The following is a 20,435-nucleotide window of genomic DNA, read 5'->3' on the forward strand; positions in this document are numbered from 1 at the left end:
ATGCGCTTCTTCATCGCCGTGCTCGGTCTTACCCTCTCGTTCGCCGCATCGACTGGTCTTTCCGCGCAACAGAACTATCTCGCGAACAACACCATCCTCATCGTGCGCCACGCCGAGAAGAGCCCCGAGAGCGGTACTGGCCTCACGCCGCAAGGCGAGAACCGCGCTCAGCTCTACACCACCTACTTCAGGCCCTTCCACGACGGTGGCCTCAACCTCACGATCGATAGCCTCTACGCCGGAGCTGACTCGAAAAAGAGCTTTCGCCCGCGCCTGACGCTTGAGCCTCTCAGCAAAGCCACTGGCATACCCCTACATCATGAGATCGGCACCACGGACCCCCAAGCTCTCGTGAACGACCTCAAGACGCACCCCCATGGTCCACACCCTCTGATCGCATGGCGTCATAGTGAGATTCCCAACCTGATTGCAGCCTTTGGCGGGTCTCCCTCATTGCTTCCCGAGAGCAGGTGGCCCGACGAGACCTACGACTGGGTCGTCGTACTCACGACTGGCCCCAGCGCGGAGGTCACCTCTGCCAGGCTCATCCGCGAAGACCTCAAAGTCCCCCTCAAGCGCTAACCAGATCGGCCCGGTCGGTATTGCTGGTTTCGACTAACCGCAGAGTGATTTCTCATCGAGATTTGATGTTGCTTGTCCACGATTGAGCAGTTCTTTACGTTGTCGCACAAGTGCCTGTAATTAATCGTTATGAGTCAGACAGAAGGGACCCTTACGCGTGCGACAGTTCAACATTCTCTCCTGACGTAACAGTCGGCCGATTCTCTCCGAACACTCGTTCAATCGCGTCGGCGGCTACGTCCAGCCCTTGGGTCTTTGCAATTACTTTTTTGAAGAAAAGAGCTTTCTTGCGATAGCTCGGGCTCTCCAGCACCTTCTCGATCAATCCTTGGAGGCCTTCCGACGTAAGGTCCGCTACTTCCACAAATTCACCGACTCCGTGGTACGCAATTCGGGCCGCAACACCCGGTTGGTCATAACCAACGGGAATCGCCACCATCGGCACTCCCTGACCCAGCGACTCGAGCGCTGTATTCAGACCGGCATGGGTAATGCAGAGGGCGGCACTCTTCAACAACTCAATCTGAGGGGCTGTTTTCACTACAATCACATTTGACGGAATTGATCCCAGCTCTTTCACGTTGAGATTCTTGCCGATCGAAAGCACAAGTTGAACGTGTGGCAGCTTTTCGACTGCGTCAAGAATATTGCGGTAGATCTGGGGCAAGCCATTCACGAGCGTTCCCAGTGACGCATAGATCAAGGGCGCTCCAGTCAGCTTGTCCCATGGAAACTCCACCGACTCCCGTCCCCCGTCGTCATGAAGCGGACCCGCATAAACAAACTGTTCGGGCCAGGGATTCTCTGGGAAATCGAATTCTTTTGGCGTCTGCGAAATGATTGCCAGCTTGGAAATCGTTGAAGTAGGGTCATCCCAGTTCATCTCCAGCCCTAGCTTCACAGCATGAGGCTTCGCAGCTTCGATCATCGGAGCCCAGAGTTGGCCCACCGCACCCAGTACCGCTGTGTTCCTGCTTATGGCTTCGGGAGTCGTCTCGTATGGAAAGCTTACAAAGCATGCGGGCGTTTTTCCCGAAAAATCCACATGAAGGATGTTCCAGATGTGTACGTAAGGTATGCCCATACTCATCGGGATCATTTCGAGGTAGAAGCAGATGGTGTCGAATACCATGGCTTCCACTCCGGTCTCTGCCAACTTTGCTGGCAGGTAAGTTAGACCAGCTTCAACAAGGCTCGGGAACAAATTGTTGCATGAGTAGTCCACTACCTCCAGGCCATGTCGATGGGCCACTTCGCTAAATTTTTCGGCGATGGAACCCACGGGATATTCTTTCTCAGCAAAAGGGGTAAATTCCAGACCGGCTGCCCGAGCAAAGGGTTCTACGTCCGGAACGCCAAAAAACACGATCTCATGTCCCCGCGACTGCAGCTTGCGCGCGAGTGCTGTCATCGGATTCAGATGGCCCGACAGGGGCATGCTTACAAAACCAATTTTCATCGTTACTCCTTCTTAGTCACGAACCGCCTCTCTCAACTGGCGAGGATCAACCCGCAAGTCCGGCGATACCCTGTGACCTATCTCATATGACACCCACAATTGTTTTTTTATTCCCTCCATGGAAGGCCAGTAGACTGCGGAGACTGGTCGATTGCGACAAGAGAACATACCTCAGATGGCTTCCACTCGGTCGGTTAGCAGAGTGGGTACACGAGACCCGAAGCTAGTCGCTCATCTCTATCAAAATGCTGGTGTTGCAGAGGCCGTACGAGAAATCAGGTATCGCTAGAAACGTTAGATAAAAGGTGACTATCCCCAAAGAGCTTGTCCGCTATTAAAAACAACGACCGCACCTGGAGTGCGGTCGTTGTGCTTGTTCAGGAAGAAGTTGATCTCTACGACTAAGGCTTCGCCGTGTTGTTCGTCCGGTTGCCATCGGGGACACGGTGATCCGGGTCGATGGTTGCTTCGACGATCTTCTTCGTGGTGGGCAGGGGCATGTTGTAAGTAGCCTTCTGCATCCAGGTTTCCGCTGGTAGTTTGATCTTCAGGTCGGTGCCGTCGTCGTACTTGATCTGGATCCACACCGGCAGAACAAGTTGGCCGTTCTGCTCAATGGTGACGTGCGCTCCTTTGGATGGATCGGCCGCATCGTTGTACTTCACGTCCTTCGCCACCATATCCATGGTCCAGTTGTTCTCATACCAGCCACGCCAGAAGTAACTCAGGTCTTCGCCGCCTTCGCTCTCCATCTCGCGAAAGAAGTCAGACGGCGTCGGATGTTTGAAGGCCCAGTCGGAGATGTATTTGCGGAAGGCGCGGTCGAAGATCTCGTGGCCCAGGATCTCTTCGCGCAGCAGATAGAGACCCTCTGCCGACTTGAAGTAAGTGATGGGATGACGATGCTTTTCACGGATAGCGTCGGCGCGCATCAGGATGGGCGGCGCTTCGGGATCGGTGTTCACCTTGGCAATCTCATCTGCGGGATAACCACCGCCGGGAGCGTATTCGCCATCGCGCTTCGGACCCCAAATACCATGATTGAACTGGTCGGACTCGTAGATGTCGATGAAGGTGTTGAAGCCCTCGTCCATCCACGCATCGCGACGCTCGTTGGACTGCACGGTCATGGGGAACCATGTGTGGCCGATCTCGTGCGCTGTCACGACGAAGAGACCTTTGCCCTTCGAGTTGATTCCGTCGAAGACAAGACCCGGATACTCCATACCGGAAGAGAATCCAGCGACGTTGATGCCGGCGGGGTAAGGATAGACGTACCAATCCTGCGAGAAGTGCTCCACGGCATCTTTTAGATACTCGGTGCAGCGACCCCAGCCTTCGTCCCCTGCGGCTTCTGCAGGATAGAAGCTCTCTGCGAGCGCGGTCTTGCCGCCGGGAAGATTCATCTTTGCGGCGTCCCAGATAAACGATGGCGATGCGGAGAAGACTGCGTCGCGCGTGTGGTCCATGTGGTAGTGCCACGTCAGCGTGCCGTCCTGTTTGGGGCGGCTTGCTGGATCGTGGACTTCGTCCTTCGTACGAATGAAGATCGTCTTGTCGCTCGTGGCGGCCTGCTTCAGGCGCTCCTGTTGCGTTTTGGTCAAAACCTCCGCGCCATTTACGAGAGCGCCGGTGCCAGCGACCATGTAGTTGGAAGGTACTGTGACATAGAAGTCATAGTTGCCGAACTCGGTGTAGAACTCATTGCCGAGGAAGGGCTGCGTGTCCCAGCCGTGGAGGTCGTCGTAGACGGCCATGCGCGGATACCACTGCGCGATGTCATAGATGGGGCCATCCTTTACCTCGCCAACCGACGTGCGTCCGCCCCATGCGCCAGGCACAGTGTAGTGATATTTGATGAGGATTTTGATGCTAGCGCCATGAGGCAAGGGCATGGGCAGACTGATGCGTGCGCGGGTGTCACTGATGACATACTCGGCCTTCATCGGCTTCGCGCCTTTGACGGTCGAGAGCAACTCCATCGACTCGAAGATTGTGCCTTCCGTGTTGATGTTTTCGGCACGCTGGCGGCCGCCGCCGGAGAAGGCACGCGAGCGGGCATCGGCGCGGTAGGTATTCTGTTAGACCTGCAGCCACAGGCTGTTGAGCGCTCCAGGGCTACGGTTGGTGTAGGTGATGGTCTCGGCGTTCGAGAGGACCTTGGTCGCAGGGTCGATGCTGGCATGCATCTCGTAGTCAGCCGAGTTCTGCCAGAAAAGGGGATCGGGAGCGCCGTCCGCGCCGCGGTAGGCGTTGACCGGCTGCGGCATGGTGAATGGCGCAAAGGTCTTCAACGGATCATAGGTGGCGGAACGACCGCCGGTGTCCGGCATCTGCGGGCGGCGGCCCTGTCCCTGCGGCGGTTGTGCGGCCATGGCTGCGGCGAAAGCAAAGACTACGGCTGCGGCAACAGCGCGGCGCACGACACACGAATGCGTCATTAGATCTCCTGCGAGGCAAATTAAACAGATGTAGCTGTATCAAAACAGGTAGGGAAGGATCGGGCAAGTTCTCATGCTCGACGCTGATGAAAAGACTTCACATCAACCGGACTCGCGACCTACAATCGAGGGCGTGATGAAGCGCGCTGTGATCCAAGCCGTCTTCACCGGCCGTCCAAAGTCGATCTCGGATGATCGAGGGACGTGGACTTCCTCGATCATCCGCGACCGTGCGGAAGGGCCAGTCCCTGTCTCTCTCAGGGGCCTTGCCGGAGACAAGGTCGCCCAGCCGTATCATGGCGGCCCGGGCGCCGCGATCTGTGTCCACCTGGCCGATCACTATGCCTTCTGGAATGTCCGATACGACATGAACCTGCAAGCAGGAGTCGTTGGCGAAAATATCACCCTGGGAGATATCACCGAAGATCAGATCTGCGTGGGTGATCGCGTGCGTCTTGGAACGGCGGTGGTTCAGGTAAGCGGCCCGCGCGTCCCTTGCGCGAATCTGGCGCGTCGGATCGGACGCCCCGACTGGGTGAAGCTGACGATCCTCGAGAATCGAACCGGTTTTTATCTGCGCGTGCTCGAACCTGGTGCAGTGCAGGCAGGAGATTCCTGGATTCTTGAAGAACGTGTCAATGATGCCGGTTCGATCCCCGCAATCAATCGGTGTATGTATCTGGAGTTCGATCCAGAGTTTGCGCGCGCGATGCTTGAAATGACGGGCCTGGAAGCGTGGTGGAAAGAACAGGCTCGCCAAAAGATTGAGGATGGTGCTGGCCATTGGACCTCAACCATGAAAGATCCGCAAAAAATCCTCCCATAATACGCAGACAATCCGAATGGACTATCCTTGGCGCAGCCTTTGGCTCTTACTCTGCATCACACAGATACGGTCGCTATCACCGTCGTGGAGGGTACAGTGCTCATTCTTTTAGTTATCTTGATTCTGGTATTCGGTTTTGGTGGCTTTCGTATGGGACCGGGACTTGGGTATTATGGCGGCGGCGGATTGAGCCTCATCCTGACGATCGTGCTTATCCTTCTCCTTTTGAAAATAATCTAAACCACTCTACGAAGGGTGAACTGGCTCCGTCCTCATACGAGGAGGAGCCAGCTTTCTTTTGCTTTTTCAACTAAATATCGCGATCAGTGATCTTACTTCGCTTGGCTATTGCTTTCCAGTACGCCAACATCAGCTCCGTTGTTTGCAGAGAAGACGCTGTGCACTGTGAAGATACTGTCCTCTCGACAGGCAGGAGAAAAAGCGAGCGGGATTTCAAGCGTTGTCACCCCGCCTGGAGAGATGTTTCCGAGGGGCAAGGGAACGGGCAGGGGCACCAATACCTTGCATGTTGTGTCGCCGCTTGCCGGCATAACGGTGAAGCTGTTTAGCCGGGCATCCTTTGCCGGTGCTGTGCCCTGGTTCGAGACTTTCATTCGCCAGAATCGGAGATCTCTTAGTCCGCTGGTTCCAGTAATCGCGCCAATCAGATTCGAGTTTGTAACTACCGGACCGACCGTGATGCTGTCGAGGCCGGGCGCGAATCCGGAGGAGCCAAAGACGATGCGATTCTGGCCGCCCTGAAGTTGTACTGGCATGGCCGTGTTTGCAGGAGATTCGAAGCTGCTTCCGTTCAGATCGAGTTCTATCGGAGGATTGCCGTTGATCGCGATCTGGAACGAACGGGGACCGCTGGTGAGGTACTCGATGCCGAGTTGATAAATACCTGGATGGGGTACGGTTACATCCGCGAATGTGACCGTGTTTGCGTCACCTGCTCCAAAGCTGCCGATGGAAGCACCTCCGGAACAGAAGCTGCAGCCTGAGATCGTTGCTGTGCCGCCTAGAATCGCCGCCTCCGCTTCATAGGTGTTGGATTCGGGTGCGACTGCGTTTCCTGTGCCGCTGACGACGATACGATCGAGGTCTACCGCATAGGTACCCGCGTTATAGAAAGTTATGCTATTTACACCCTGTTGCAAGGTGACCGATACGGTTGTGCTTTGCGGTAGATTGAAGCTGCCGCCGCCCATGTTCAACGTGGTTGAAGGCCCGTTATTTGCGGAAAATATCAGCGCGCGAGGCCCCTGCGTCATGGCATCGACCTGCATGCGATAGGTGCCAGCCTTATCCACGCGGACGTTGGTGAAGGTGACTGCGTTCGAGGTTGCAGAGGCGCCAATGTAACCCACCTTCGAGCCACCGGAGCATGCTTGGCATGCATATACTGTTGCGTTTCCGGTCAGCACTGCCGCTTCTGCTTCATAACTCTGTCCTTCCGCCGCGTGCACGACGCCTTGAGGTCTCACTTTTAACAGGCGCGATCCATGCGGCAATACGACCGTGCTGAAGCTTCCAGTGGAAGGCCCCAGATCGATGCGGTTCCATAGATCTTTCATGGAAGTTACGTTCGTGAAGCCGAGATCGCTCCAGCGCACCGTTACCCTGGAAGGGATGTCATTCAGATTGAATAGGGCCACGTATCGGTTGCCGGTACCTGCATCTGACAGCCACACGGGCTGCATTCCTCCGGTAATCTGTGTTGCGGGATGCCCCGATTGGTCGACCGCGAGCAGTTCGTCATTGCTGAAGGCGTTCTTCGCGAACGCATCGAGTTTGGTAAGGTCGCCACCAAGATAGAGCGGTGCATTTGCCATGCTCCAGATCGTTATTGCAGACTGCTTCTCTTCATCACTCAGACCATCCAAAGCGCCATCGCCCACGTCCAATGTGTCCAGATCGTTCCACCCAACGGAAGGGCCCGCGTCCTTCTCCCATCCCACCAGGTCATATTGCCGAAGCACGATGCGCGGCCAGTTTGTGAGCGTAGCGCAGCGGCCTTCGCATTCCACATCGTCGTCGATGCGTCGAGCATTCGCATACTGCTGCCATGTGTTTAGGTAGTCCTTGCTGAGTTGCCAGGAGATGGTCAGCCAAATCGGCTTGCCGGTTTTCGCGATGGCGTTGGACCAGGCTGCGACATCCTCCCGGTTATCGATGCTCAAATCATCGCTGTAGGAGCCTGGAGTGACCGCATCCAGTTTGATGAAATCGAAGCCCCATGACGCAAAGAGCGCAACGACCGAATCGATGTACTCGTGAGAGCCCGGTTTCGAAAAATCGATCTTATCGTGATAGGGGTTGGGAGAGGCGCCACCAAAGGCGTTGCCTGCGGTCAAAGGCTTCACCACGATGTCCTGCGTGTGGTAAGGAGTGCCCAGGATCGGATAGTTACCATCTACCGCTGGCTGCTCTATACCAGGGATCCAGTAGATACCAGCTTTCTGTCCATTCGCGTGGATGTGATCGACCATTGCCTTGATGTCGGGAAAGGTCGTCGAATTCGGAATAGGTCTGCCGTTTCCGTCGAAGCTGCCTTGCCAACCTGAGTCCAGATTGATGTATTGAAAGCCATGTTGTTGCAGACCGGAATTGCGCAACGCATCCGACTGCGTTTCCATCGATGCCTGCGTCAGAAAACCGCCATCCAGCGTCTGCTGGCTGAAGCTGCTCCATCCTAGATAAGGCTTCTGTCCTGCTCCGTTCACTTGTGCTTGCAAAGTGGAAAGGGCAAGTGCGAGTGTGACGAGTAGAACGGCGTTTCTCCACGTGTGTCCTATGTTTTGGGATGAATATTTCAGCCTGGCTTTGCTGTGTCGTGAGACTAAATCATGGGGGATCATCGTATAAGCTCCATTCTGCTGTGTTGTGGTCGCACTAAAGAGGCGGTGGATTTATGGTCCGCCTCAGTTCCGACGCTTTGATCAGAGCAATGCATCCTTGGGAGAGATGTTTGAAATAAAAACCAACAGCAGATTTTTGGGGCTTCGAAAAGTTCTCTTGAGAACGCGCCACATCATAGCCGTGTACGAACACGGATTGCTATAGAAAAAGCAAAGAAGGTATATCAACCAGGTTTTGGTGACTTCCGAAATGGAGGGCAAGCCGCAAACTCGCGAAAAGAACCGCGACGGCGGATTATAAAGTTCTCGTTTGCCGTGTTCGTACACGAAAAGAAAAATTCCTTTAATTAGGCAATTTTTGATCAAAAGATAAATTTTGTTGACACACGTTACCGTAAGCGTCTACGTTGGCTGCGTTTCGTGGACAGGAACGCATTTTCATTTAGACGGATTTCTCCACGGCAACGAAAGAGGGCAATACATGCGAAGCTTTTCTCTTCAGGAGAGGTTAGTGAAAAGAGTTTTGCGCTGCCTGCTGCTTGCGGCGGGTCTCATCTGCGCGAACTCAAGGGGCTTGCTGGCACAAGTCGATCAGGGCGCAATCACCGGTGTGGTGACAGATTCTTCGGGCGCTGCGGTGACGGGGGCGACTGTGACACTTATCGCTACAGATACCGGGTTGGAATTACAACAGACGACCGATCGATCGGGCATCTATACCTTTGCTCCGGTCAAGATTGGCAGGTACAGCGTCAAGGCATCCGCAGCGGGATTTGCGTTGACCACTCGCGAGAACCTTGTGCTCAATATTCAAAGCCGCTTGAGTGTGAATCTGAGCATGAAAGTCGGGGAGCAATCGGAGACGGTAACGGTTTCAACTGCGCCTCCTCTCCTGGAAACGCAGACAGGCGCGATCGGCCAGGTGGTTGAAGCGAAGGTGATTAATGAGACACCGTTGAACGGTCGTAACTGGGTCTTCATTGCGCAATTGACCAACGGCGTGACGCCTTCGCTCGGTAATACGCGAGGTTCCGGCAAAGGCGACTTTATTGCTAATGGCCAGCGTGCGACACAGAACAACTTCATCCTCGATGGCGTTGATAACAACACCAACCTTGTGGACTTTCTTAACGGATCCACGTTCGTGCAGCGACCGCCGCCGGATGCTCTGGCCGAGTTCAATGTACAAACGAGCAACTACAGTGCGGAGTTCGGCCACTCGGCTGGCGCAGTCATGAACGCCAGCATCAAGTCCGGAACGAATGCCATCCATGGCAATCTGTGGGAGTACTTTCGCAGCGACAAGATGAACGCCAAGGACTGGAACGCGCAATCCGTTCCGCGGTTCCATCAGAACCAGTTTGGAGGCACCATCGGTTTTCCTATCCTTCGCGACAAGCTCTTTTATTTTGGAGATGTAGAGGCGAATCGACTTAGTATTGCCAATGTAGGTATTTATTCGGTGCCCTCGGCGCTTGAGCGGCAAGGAAACTTTTCGGAGTTGCTCAACCCCTCCATCAGTGGCTTCAGCCAGCCGATTCATTTGAAGCAGCCGAAATCCAACGGGACGGTGGATCTGGGTACGCCGTGCGGCCGCGCGGAGAACGTCTTCTGCGATGGTGATGCCGATGCAAACGCGTTGCGCATTCTGAATCTGTATCCGACAGCGAACAGCGGGAGCACTCTTCTCAACAACTATGTTGTGAACGTGCCGAAGTTAGATAACACGGTACAGTTCGATCATCGCGTGGATTGGAACTTAAGCCCAAGAGACTTGCTCTACGGTCGCTTCAGCTACGTACATGAGATCGTCAAGAACCAGTTGCCTCTCGGCCCTGTGTTGGACGGTAGCGGATATGGCGGTTACATCCAATCCAACCTGGCGGAGAACGGAATGGGTTCCTACACGCATACATTCAGTCCGTCCGTGGTCAACGAATTTCGCTTTGGTTATAACTGGGGCGTCTTCAATTTCGATACTGCCAACGGCAACAATGGGACGATCGCGAGTTCGCTGGGTTTCGGCAATGTGCCTTGCCTTCCAGGATTTTGCGGTTTGCCACTTGTGCAGTTGCAGGGCTCGGTGGGACTTTCGCAGTTTGGCTCCACCGGTACTTCGCGCGAATCGCAGAACGTCTACCAGATCCTCGATAACGTTTCGTACACAAGAGGGAACCACTCCATGAAGTTCGGAGTTGCATTCCAGAACACTCGCTTTTACTACACCTATGCCGACAGTCCGCGCGGCAACTTCACTTTCAACGGTGACTTCACCAAGATTCCAGGAACCTCACTCAGTTCAGGTGTCGCTGACTTTGTTGCTGGTATCGTCTCGAACGCATACATTACCAATGCTCCGCCGATTCACGATCAGGGATGGTACAACTCGTCCTATGGTCAGGATGACTGGCGTGTTACGCCAAAGTTTACGGTCAATATTGGTCTGCGCTGGGACTTCTACCAGCCATATGCAGAATCACGAGACAAGCAGGCGAACTTTCTTGTGACGGGGCCCGTTGGTGTCGGTACCGGGAGCGGTGTCTTCCAGCTGCCGACCAGTATTCAGAACACCTTCGCGTTGGCTCCGGCATTTGTAAGTACTCTGGCGGCGAGTAATGTGGGGGTTCAGTATGTCAGCGATAACCGTTTGGTTTCGGCTCAGCGAACCAACTTTGCGCCACGCCTAGGCTTCGCGTACCAGTTCGACCCTAAAGCTGTGATTCGTGGTGGCATCGGTATCTTCTACGGAGGATTGGAAAGCAATGGAAACGGGAACCTTGGCGCAAACTATCCCTTTAACTTGTCGCAGAACTTTCCGGAGCCAACCTGCCAGCCTGGAAACTGCACAACAAGCCTCCCTTATACTCTGGAAACTGGGCTGCCAACGCTGACACCTACCTCGTCAGCAACGGCGTTTCCGGGCTTCCATTCCACAGATCGCAACATTCAGACACCCTATACGCAGAACTACAGCGTATCGATGCAGTACTCCTTCACTAATGATCTGGTCGCGTCGATCGCGTATGTAGGCAATGAGTCGCGTCACCTCACCACGTACTTTGCGCAGAACTCGGCAACGGCCCTGTATAGCAGCGGTACAAACACCCAACCGCTCCTTCCTTACCCCACGCTCGGCGGCATCGGTGCGACAACATATACCGGATATAGCAGCTATAACTCGATGCAGTCGAAGCTGGAAAAACGCTTCTCGAATGGGCTGAATTTCCTCGCTACCTATACCTGGGCGCACGCGATGGACAATTCAAGTTCCTCGGGAGGTCTGTCCACAGCGGTCGGAACCCGCTCTTACTACCTACTCGGCGGGCCCAAGGCAGAGTACACAAATTCATCCTATGACGTTCGCAATCGCGTGACCTTCAACGGTCACTACGAACTGCCCTGGGGACATGGCCGCAAATACCTCAACAACAATCGCTTTTTGGATCTGGCCATTGGCGGTTGGGAGATCAGTGACACCTTCACCGCGCAAAGCGGTACGCCATTTGGCATCAACACGACCGGCTCCAATGTCTCCGGCGCCAGCGCCAGGGCCTTCATGGTTGCGGATCCGTATGCAGCAACTGGCGCCTATAACTCCAGCGGTGGAAGCGTGCCTTGCCCTACAACGGTTCGTAATCGCGACCACTGGTATAACCCATGCTCTTTCGCCGAACCATTTCGCACGCAGACCTCGGGTAACCTCATATGTGCTGTCGGCGCCACGGTTGGTACCAATGGCTGCGCCTATCCGGCAGGAGTTACAGATCCCTCTCTTGTACTCCAGTTCCTCGGCGGCAAGCAGAATATCGTCTATGGCCCTGGATACTGGCGCAACGATGTATCGCTCTTCAAAAACTTCCCGATTGTGAAGGAGCATTACGTTCAGTTCCGAGCGGATCTTTTCAACGTTTTCAACCATCCTTCGTGGGGCAACCCGTCCACCCAAAACAACAACCCACAGGCAGGTGGCGTGATTACGCAGCCCAAAAACTTCGGGTCAAATACCCCGGATGCTCGATTTATTCAACTGGCGGCGAAGTATTACTTCTAACGACGCAGATTTCTCTCCGGACAGGGCGTGGACTCGCCCTGTCCTCATTTTTAGGTCGCTCATGTTTGGTCTATTGACAATCGTGAGGAAACGCAGATAATTATCTCCGGTAACGTACACAATATGGGAAATATGAAGAATTTGCCAATCGATCCGCGCATTGAGAAATATTCGGAAAGACGTTTTGTGAAACACGTGTTCTGTCCTGCTGTCGCAGCCTTCGCTTTTTCCTCCATGCTGCTCGCCCAGAAGGGACTTAATCTTTCGTCGCCAAATGGCAAGCTGGTCATGAGCTTTTCTTTGGACGCGTCGGTGGCTGGCGCGAGTGATGGTAGCGGGCGGCTGCAGTACTCGCTGATGTACCGGGGCAAGTCGCTTATCGATGCATCGGCGCTCGGTCTGGAGTTGGACGATAAAGCTCCTCTCGGATCGAGAGTGACGATTACCGATTCGACTCCGAACCAAGGCGTAGATGATTATGCTCTTCTGTTCACGAAGGTCAGCCATGTCCATGACCCGTACAACAGCCTATCGCTTACGGTGAAGGAAGCTTCGAACAGCGGTGGCAGAAATGGACGGTCCATGGTCGTAGAAGCGCGCGCCTATGACACAGGAATTGCATTCCGCTATGTGCTTCCGTCCCAGGCTTCGATTACACAGTTGCATCTCAGAGGCGAGCAAACGGAATTTCGCTTTAGCCAGGATGATACCGCCTGGGTACTTGCGTTACCTAACTATCGTTCCAGCTATGAGAGCGAGTACCTTCGCTACAATCTGTCTGCGTTGTCGAACCAGGGTGGTGTAGCCAGCAAATTTCTGATCGGATTCCCAACGCTTCTGCACCAGCCGGGCGGTGCGTGGATGTCCCTGATGGAAGCGGACCTGGAGGGGAATAGTTCTGCTTATGTGACGAACCCAACCGGAAGCTGGGCCGGTCACATGCTCTCTGTAAAACTCTCTCCTCGCTGGGACGATCCTGCCTATGCCGTAACTGGCACGCTGCCACATCATTCGGCATGGCGTGTACTCGGTGTCGCGGATGAGCCCGGCAAGTTGATCGAGAATAATCTTCAGACTGACCTGAGCCCAGAAAGCCGCGTGAAGGATACTAGCTGGATTCATCCAGGTAAAGCTTCGTGGAACTGGTGGGTCGACAACGTCAACGGAAAGGGCGAGTCGGGCAATAAGGAATTCACGACCGAGACGATGAAGTATTACGTGGACTTCGCGGCGAAGTCGGGCTTCCCGTATTTCTTTTTGGATGCCGGTTGGGCATCGCAGGACATTACCAAGACCAACGGGCGTGTCGATGTTCCTGAACTGGTAAGGTACGCGGCCGCCAGAAACGTTAAAGTCTGGATCTGGCTTTACTCCGAAGCCGTGATGAAGCAGATGAAGGAAGCCTTTCCTGTGTATGAACAATGGGGAGTTGCCGGGATGAAGATTGACTTCGTCAATCGTGATGACCAGGAAGGAATTCAGTTCTTTTACGACGTTGCTCGCTACGCGGCGGAGCATCACCTGATGGTTGACTTTCACGGATGCCACACGCCCTGGGGCTTGATGCGCGCGTACCCAAACGTCATGGGCTATGAGTCGGTGTTAGGTCTGGAGAATAACAAGGTTGGTCGGAGGGACAGCCCGGTGGACCGTGCAGTGTTTGCCTGGACGAGGCTTTTGGTGGGGCCGATGGATTACACCGCAGGTGGCTTTGACAATCAGACAGAAGATTCGTTTGTCGCCCGAAACGCCACACCGCAAGTGATGGGCACGCGAGCTCAGCAGCTCGCGCTGTATGTCGTGTACGAGAACCCGATTCCCATGGTCTCTGATAGTCCGCAGAATTACGACGGCGAAGCGGCTCCGGCCTTTCAATTTTTGAAGGATGTGCCCACGACCTGGGACGAGACACACGTTATTGGAGGCGAAGTGGGTGAGTACTCCACCATCGTGCGCCGCAACGGCAGGGAATGGTATCTGGGGAGTATGACGAACTGGACACCGCGTGACTTGAGCGTGCTTCTTTCGTTTCTCGGTTCCGGGCGCTATGTGGCTGAGATCTACGAAGACGGAGCGGATGCAGCGACGTCACCGAAACATGTCCATATCCGTAAAGAGACTGTCACTGCGAAATCAACTCTCAAGATCAAGCTCGCGCCGGGAGGAGGAGTTGCGATCCACTTTATTCCTGCAAAGTGATTGCGTGCTAGACGATCGCGTCGGATGGCTCCGTCACCTCGGAGCTGAAGAGCGAGAGATTACTGCGGAAGACGACGTGAGGCGCCAAGCGGATGTATGGTTGGTGCTGATCTTCTCCCAACAGATACGCAACCAGCTTTTCAAAGGCAAGTTTTCCCTGGGTAAAGGGGCGTTGATGAATAGTGGCGGTAATCTTGCCAAGCTCTATAAGAGGAATCAGGGCGTGATACAGATCGGTCGTCACAACATGAACTTTCTCAAGCAGGCCGAGTTCTTCGAGGGCGCGCAGCACGGGAATGCCGTTGGCCGTGCTGACATACAGGCCTTCGGGCCGATTTCTGCCTTGCATCAATCCCTTTGCCTGCTTGTAAGCAGCCGTGGGCCTTTCGTGACTTTCCAGCGTGGGAAGGAGCGAAAGATGCGGGGCCTGCAGAGCAAGCGTGGCAGCAAACCCGCGCAGCTTCTCGGCGTGGTCCATCGTAGAAAGTTCACCGGAGAAGACGGCAACATTGGCCTTCTTGGTCATCTTCATGGTCAGGAGCTCTGCTGCGATCGCTCCGCTCACATAGGCATGTGTGGCGACCGAGCCGATGCGGTCACTGTTCGGAGCATCACTTCCTACGCACATCATGGCCGTGCCCGCGCGCGAAAGCTTGCTGATGATTGGGTCGAAACGGCGCATGTTTCCAGGAAGGAAGATGATCCCGTCGTAATGCTTCGACGTGGCCTTGGCAAACGCCTGCTCTTCGCCGACGCTCAGCCGTGGATACTCGTGGAAATCCAACGCAACCTGCGTTCCTACCGTGGCCGCCGCCGCGGCGCGGATTCCTGCGCGGAGAGGATCGAAGAAGTGCGAGATCTCTTTAGGAAGAATCGCGGCGATCGAGATGCGGCGGTTCAGCCGAAGAGACTGAGCTGCGATATTCGGCCGATAACCAAGCTTGTTGGCCATCTGCAAGACGCGATACTTCGTCTGCTCGCTGACGCCAGGGCGATCATGCAGCGCGCGATCGACTGTGCCGATCGACACTTTCAGTGCACGAGCGATGTCTTTGATTCCCGCCTGGTTGGAGGACTGCAGCATGCGTAGTTCTTGCCTCTCAATGCACATCTCTTGCGTGAACTGCCGTATTGTCTCATGCACTTCGCCTGGGATGTCTTTCCTGCTGTTCGCGATGGCAAGCCTAGATTTAGGAGATGCACAGTGAGTGAGGCCGTTAAGTCATCCAGGCTGGTTTTGCCGGAAGCGCCTCAAGCGGAGCGTGGGCCGGTGAAGGGCTGGCGCGAACCGGTCACGATACGTACGTACCGGTCCTGTGCGCCGGATAAAAATCCGCTCTTTCTCGAAAAGAGGGTCTACCAGGGCAGTAGCGGCCGGGTGTATCCACTTCCGGTCATCGACCGCATTGAGACGGACGCGGAGCCACAGGTTTGGGACGCTTTCCACATTGAAAATGAGTACATCCGAGTGATGGTGCTGCCACAAATTGGCGGAAGGATCCATGTCGGTCTAGATAAACGAAACGGCTATGACTTTTTCTACCGGCAGAATGTGATCAAGCCCGCCCTGGTGGGGTTGGCAGGCCCCTGGATCTCAGGTGGTGTGGAGTTCAACTGGCCGCAGCATCATCGCCCCGCAACGTTCATGCCTGTCGAAGTCGAGATAGAGCGTGAGCTTGATGGTTCGGTGACCGTCTGGTGCAGCGATCACGACCCGATGACTCGGATGAAGGGTATGCACGGTATCCGGTTATCGCCAGGACGAACCTACATTGAAGTGCGTGTGCGGCTGTATAACCGCACTCCAGATACCCAGACCTTTCTTTGGTGGGCGAATGTGGCAACTCGTGTGCACGAGAGATATCAGTCCTTCTTTCCTCGCGATGTGCGCATGGCGGCCGATCACGCCAAGCGCGCAACGACGACCTTTCCACTCAGTGAGAGTAAGTACTATGGAGTGGACTATGGAGAGAGAGGGCGGACCGGCGTGCCTGCGGAGGAGATGCCATCGCAGTTTGTGCCGGACGGCAGCTATGCTCCGAACGATCTGAGTTGGTATGCAAACATCCCCGTGCCGACGAGTTACATGATTGCGGGATCCCGGGGCGACTTTGCTGGCGGTTACGATCACTCTGCACACGCGGGACTCGTCTATTTTGCGGATCATCACATTGCACCTGGTAAAAAGCAGTGGACGTGGGGCAATCATGAGTTCGGTTATGCATGGGACCGCAGTCTTACGGATGAAGACGGTCCGTACGTGGAACTGATGGCCGGGGCTTATACCGATAATCAACCGGATTTTTCATTTCTGGCTCCCGGTGAGACGAAGACCTTCAGCCAATACTGGTATCCAATCCGCGCCATCGGCGTGCCAGACCTGGCGACACTCGATGCCGCGCTTCACATCAAAGCTACCGAAGACCGTCTGACGATCGGCATTGAGGTTACTCGCCAGATTGACGCCGCCGACATTCGCGTCAGAGCCGGAGGCAGGGAGATTGTTCGCTGGCAGGGGGTGCTTTCGCCTCTCGATCCTCTCTCATTCCATTTGGATGGATCGTATGACGAGGATACTGTCGAATTCACGTTGGGAGACAAGGAACGCATAATTCTTCGCTATGTTCCTTCGGAGATTTCTGCAGCCGATCCGCCGCAGGTTGCAAAGGAGCCACCACTGCCGAGCGGGGTCGCAACGCTCGAAGAACTCTACTTAATTGGCCTGCACTTGGAGCAATATCGGCACCCTACGCGCTATGCGGAAGAGTATTGGGAGGAAGCGATCCGCCGCGACGAAGGGGATAGTCGCGCAAATAATGCGCTTGGACGTTTTTTCTACCGGCGCGGTGAATTTGAGAAGTCGGAAAAATATCTGCGACGCGCCATTGCGCGATTGACTGAGCGTAATCCGAATCCCTATGATGGCGAACCGCTCTACAATCTTGGGCTTGTAGAGTCGATGCAGGGCAAGACCGCTGAAGCATATGACCACTTCTATAAAGCAACATGGAACGCTGCCTGGCGCGGGCCTGCCTATCAGAGGCTTGCGGAGATTGATTGCCAGCGCCAGCAATGGAAGCTCGCACTCGACCACATCGAACGATCGTTGAAAGCCGAAGCGGATAATCTGAACGCTCGAAACCTGAAGGCAGTTGTTCTGAAGGAACTGCAGCTTGAGCGCCAGGCCATCGCATTGCTGGAAGAGACCCGTGCACTCGACCCTCTGGATATCTTCAGCAAGTATCTTGCGAACGGGGACATGCCCCTTGATTCGCAACTTGCATTCGATCTCGCGCTCGATCTGAAGCGTTGCGGCCGTCTCGAAGATGCGCTTCATGTCTTGCACTTCGCTGCGGGGAAAGCGAGCTCAACTTTTCCCCTGTTGCATTACGCTGCTTCGCATCTGCTTGCAAAGCTTGGCAGGCAGGAAGAATCTCTTCACGAAGCCCGGAGTGCGGCGAGCGCATCGCCAGACTATGTCTTTCCAAGCAGGTTGGAAGAGATGGTCTTTCTGCAGGAAGCCATTGTGCGAAATATTGAGGACGCCCGAGCCCCGTACTATCTTGGAAATCTTTTGTATGACCGCAAGAGGCATGAGGAAGCGATCCAGCTTTGGGAGAAGGCTTCCGAACTCGATCCGGGATTTCCCACCGTCTTTCGCAATCTGGGCTTTGGCTACTTCAATCTCCGTCACGACCAAGAAGCGGCAGTGCGGGCATTCGACCGCGCCTTCGCGTTGGATCTGCGGGACGCACGTGTTTTCTACGAATCGGACCAATTGCAGAAACGCATCGGTCGGCCACTGGAAGATAGACTCGCACGTCTTCAGGAGCACCCTCAGCTTGTCCAGATGCGAGACGATCTATCGCTGGAACTGGCGACGATCTTGAGCAGCCTTGGACAGCCAGACAAAGCGCTTGATCTTCTACTGGCACGTCACTTCCAGCCATGGGAAGGAGGGGAAGGACAAGTCCTCACTCAGTACATGCGTGCTCATATCCTGCTCGCACAGCGTGCACTCAAGGCAAACGATCCCACCTGCGCGCTCCAGCATCTGGATAAGGCGGACTCACCTCCGGTGTCCTTGAGTGAAGCGAAGCACTTGTTGATGAATCGTAGTCATATCGACTACTTTGCAGGATTGGCGGAAAAGGCGCTTGGCCATGACGACACAGCAAGAAGACGTTGGTTGCAGGCGGCACGTTCGCAAAGCGATTTTCTCCAAATGCAGACACAGGAAATATCTTCGATGACCTTCTGGAGCGCAATGTCTCTCAAAGAACTTGGGGAAGAGAAGGGTGCTGCCAAATTATTTGATCGCATTGAAGCTTATGCGCACGTCCTGTCGCATACAGAACCGAAGATCGACTACTTCGCGACATCGCTGCCGACCATCTTGCTCTTTGACGAAGATTTGAAAGCAAGACAGCAGGCACAGGCAGATCTCCTTCACGCGCAGGTGCTTCTGGGTAGAGGAGGTCACGGGCTTCAGCGTGGGCACGAAGTACTCCAGCAATTGTTAGCGAAGGATCACGACAACGGCGCGGCGCTCGACTTGCTCGATCTCTTTGGTGGCCGTTGATGCACGGACTTATCCCCCAGGCGAGCCCTTCCACGCATACTGACGAACTCCGTATGGGTTATGTGTGGTGGATCGCGATTGCTGCGGCACTCGGCGGACTCCTCTTCGGTTATGACTGGGTGGTAATCGGAGGCGCGCGTGAATTCTATGAGATCTACTTTCACCTCACCTCATCCAGTCTTATCGGATGGGCCAACAGCTGCGCTCTGCTTGGGTGCCTCGTAGGTTCCTTGCTCTCAGGTGCTCTCACAGAGCGCTGTGGCCGCCGACCGTTGTTGCTTGCCTCTGCTGTTCTCTTCGGTGTCTCGTCCGCGTTGACCGGTCTTGCCCATTCGTTTGAGGCATTCATTGTGTGGCGCATTGTGGGAGGGGTTGCCATTGGTCTCAGCAGCAACGTATCTCCCATGTACATTGCGGAGATCAGCCCTGCTGCGGTTCGCGGAAGGCTTGTCACACTGAATCAGTTTGCAATCGTCGTGGGCATTCTGATCGCACAAATTGCGAATCTGTTGATTGCTCATCCTGTCCCGGTAGGGTTGAGTGCCGAACAGCTACTCACGACCTGGAACGTTCAATGGGGATGGCGGTGGATGTTCATCGCTATCGTCCTGCCGTCAATCATTTTCACGGTCTGTACTCTCTTTCTCCCCGAAAGCCCACGCTGGTTGCTCAAGCGCGGATACACGGACCGTGCGAGAAAGACCCTTACCCGTATTGGCGGAACGGCGTATGCCGAAGCAGAGATCTCAGCCATCGCAAAGTCGGTGCAATCGCTTGAAGCCGAGCGGTCTTCGTGGTTCGAACTCTTCAAACCTGGTGTTCGCAAAGCACTGTGGATCGCCGTTGCGCTAGCGGTATTGCAGCAGTGGACAGGGATCAACATCCTCTTCAATTATGCGGCTGAGATTTATCGTCGTGCAGGCTATGGCAATTCCAGCGAAATTCTTCTGAATATCGTCATCACAGGCGCGATCAACTTACTCTTTACGGTGTTAGCAATGTTTCTGGTGGACACCGTTGGCCGTCGAAAGTTGATGCTTGCGGGTTGTACTGGGATTGCGGCTTCACATCTTCTCTGTGCTCTGGCGTATCGGCAAGCATGGCCGAGTGCCCTTGTTCTTGGACTTACGCTAAGCGCGATTGCCTGCTATGCCGCAACACTCGCGCCAGTGACCTGGGTGCTGATTGCGGAAGTGTTTCCAAACCGCGTGCGAGCATCGGGCGTTTCTGTCTCTGTCAGTGCTCTGTGGATCGCATCGTTTGTCTTGACCTATACCTTTCCACTGATCAACGCGGAGGTTGGGATGAGCGGGACATTTGTGCTTTACGGCGCGATCTGTCTGATGGGGTTTTTCCTGGTCAATTTTGGTCTTACAGAGACCAAAGGGCGTTCACTCGAAGAAATGTAATGGATGCCCCACAAAAAAATACGGT

Annotated in this window: 12 protein-coding genes; 7 read left to right on the forward strand and 5 right to left on the reverse strand. The window is 54.8% G+C overall.

Annotation, left to right across the window (positions count from 1 at the left end; translation table 11 throughout):
- Complete coding sequence (locus tag ACIPR4_RS07685) at positions 1-582, forward strand: hypothetical protein (protein ID WP_013568095.1); 582 nt, start codon at positions 1-3, stop codon at positions 580-582.
- A 151-nt stretch (positions 583-733) separates the two neighbouring features.
- On the opposite strand, the gene ACIPR4_RS07690 is transcribed toward ACIPR4_RS07685, so the two are convergent.
- From ACIPR4_RS07690 to ACIPR4_RS23055, 3 genes are all read right to left on the reverse strand, one after another.
- A complete protein-coding gene (locus ACIPR4_RS07690; protein WP_013568096.1) occupies positions 734-2,041 on the reverse strand; it encodes a glycosyltransferase in 1,308 nt (435 codons plus the stop codon).
- 401 nt (positions 2,042-2,442) lie between these two features.
- On the reverse strand, positions 2,443-4,023 hold the full coding sequence (locus tag ACIPR4_RS07695; protein ID WP_245536480.1) for a M1 family metallopeptidase: 1,581 nt from the start codon (positions 4,021-4,023) through the stop codon (positions 2,443-2,445).
- A gap of 99 nt (positions 4,024-4,122) precedes the next feature.
- Positions 4,123-4,482 (reverse strand): hypothetical protein, encoded by a 360-nt coding sequence (locus ACIPR4_RS23055; protein ID WP_245536481.1) that lies wholly within the window; start codon positions 4,480-4,482, stop codon positions 4,123-4,125.
- Between the two features lie 136 nt (positions 4,483-4,618).
- Here ACIPR4_RS23055 and ACIPR4_RS07700 point away from each other — a divergent pair, with 136 nt between their 5' ends.
- Both ACIPR4_RS07700 and ACIPR4_RS07705 read left to right on the forward strand, forming a co-directional pair.
- Complete coding sequence (locus ACIPR4_RS07700) at positions 4,619-5,308, forward strand: MOSC domain-containing protein (RefSeq protein ID WP_013568097.1); 690 nt, start codon at positions 4,619-4,621, stop codon at positions 5,306-5,308.
- Between the two features lie 96 nt (positions 5,309-5,404).
- On the forward strand, positions 5,405-5,548 hold the full coding sequence (locus ACIPR4_RS07705; protein ID WP_083811990.1) for a DUF3309 family protein: 144 nt from the start codon (positions 5,405-5,407) through the stop codon (positions 5,546-5,548).
- 92 nt (positions 5,549-5,640) lie between these two features.
- On the opposite strand, the gene ACIPR4_RS07710 is transcribed toward ACIPR4_RS07705, so the two are convergent.
- Entirely contained in the window at positions 5,641-8,034 is a 2,394-nt protein-coding gene (locus ACIPR4_RS07710; protein WP_245536482.1) for an alpha-galactosidase D, read from the reverse strand.
- Positions 8,035-8,680: 646 nt separating this feature from the next.
- On the opposite strand from ACIPR4_RS07710, the gene ACIPR4_RS07715 reads away from it, so the two are divergent.
- Complete coding sequence (locus tag ACIPR4_RS07715) at positions 8,681-12,220, forward strand: TonB-dependent receptor (protein WP_187290264.1); 3,540 nt, start codon at positions 8,681-8,683, stop codon at positions 12,218-12,220.
- A 186-nt stretch (positions 12,221-12,406) separates the two neighbouring features.
- Complete coding sequence (locus tag ACIPR4_RS07720; protein ID WP_041586542.1) at positions 12,407-14,419, forward strand: glycoside hydrolase family 97 protein; 2,013 nt, start codon at positions 12,407-12,409, stop codon at positions 14,417-14,419.
- A gap of 7 nt (positions 14,420-14,426) precedes the next feature.
- Here the strand turns inward: ACIPR4_RS07720 and ACIPR4_RS07725 are convergent, their stop codons facing one another.
- Complete coding sequence (locus tag ACIPR4_RS07725) at positions 14,427-15,503, reverse strand: LacI family DNA-binding transcriptional regulator (RefSeq protein ID WP_013568102.1); 1,077 nt, start codon at positions 15,501-15,503, stop codon at positions 14,427-14,429.
- A 120-nt stretch (positions 15,504-15,623) separates the two neighbouring features.
- On the opposite strand from ACIPR4_RS07725, the gene ACIPR4_RS07730 reads away from it, so the two are divergent.
- Positions 15,624-19,001 (forward strand): DUF5107 domain-containing protein, encoded by a 3,378-nt coding sequence (locus ACIPR4_RS07730; RefSeq protein ID WP_013568103.1) that lies wholly within the window; start codon positions 15,624-15,626, stop codon positions 18,999-19,001.
- A complete protein-coding gene (locus tag ACIPR4_RS07735; protein ID WP_013568104.1) occupies positions 19,001-20,410 on the forward strand; it encodes a sugar porter family MFS transporter in 1,410 nt (469 codons plus the stop codon). The genes ACIPR4_RS07730 and ACIPR4_RS07735 overlap by 1 nt, the downstream gene beginning before the upstream one ends.
- Positions 20,411-20,435: the final 25 nt, after the last annotated feature.

Origin of the sequence: Terriglobus saanensis SP1PR4, assembly GCF_000179915.2 — a bacterium.
In the GTDB taxonomy this organism is placed as follows: Bacteria; Acidobacteriota; Terriglobia; order Terriglobales; family Acidobacteriaceae; genus Terriglobus; species Terriglobus saanensis.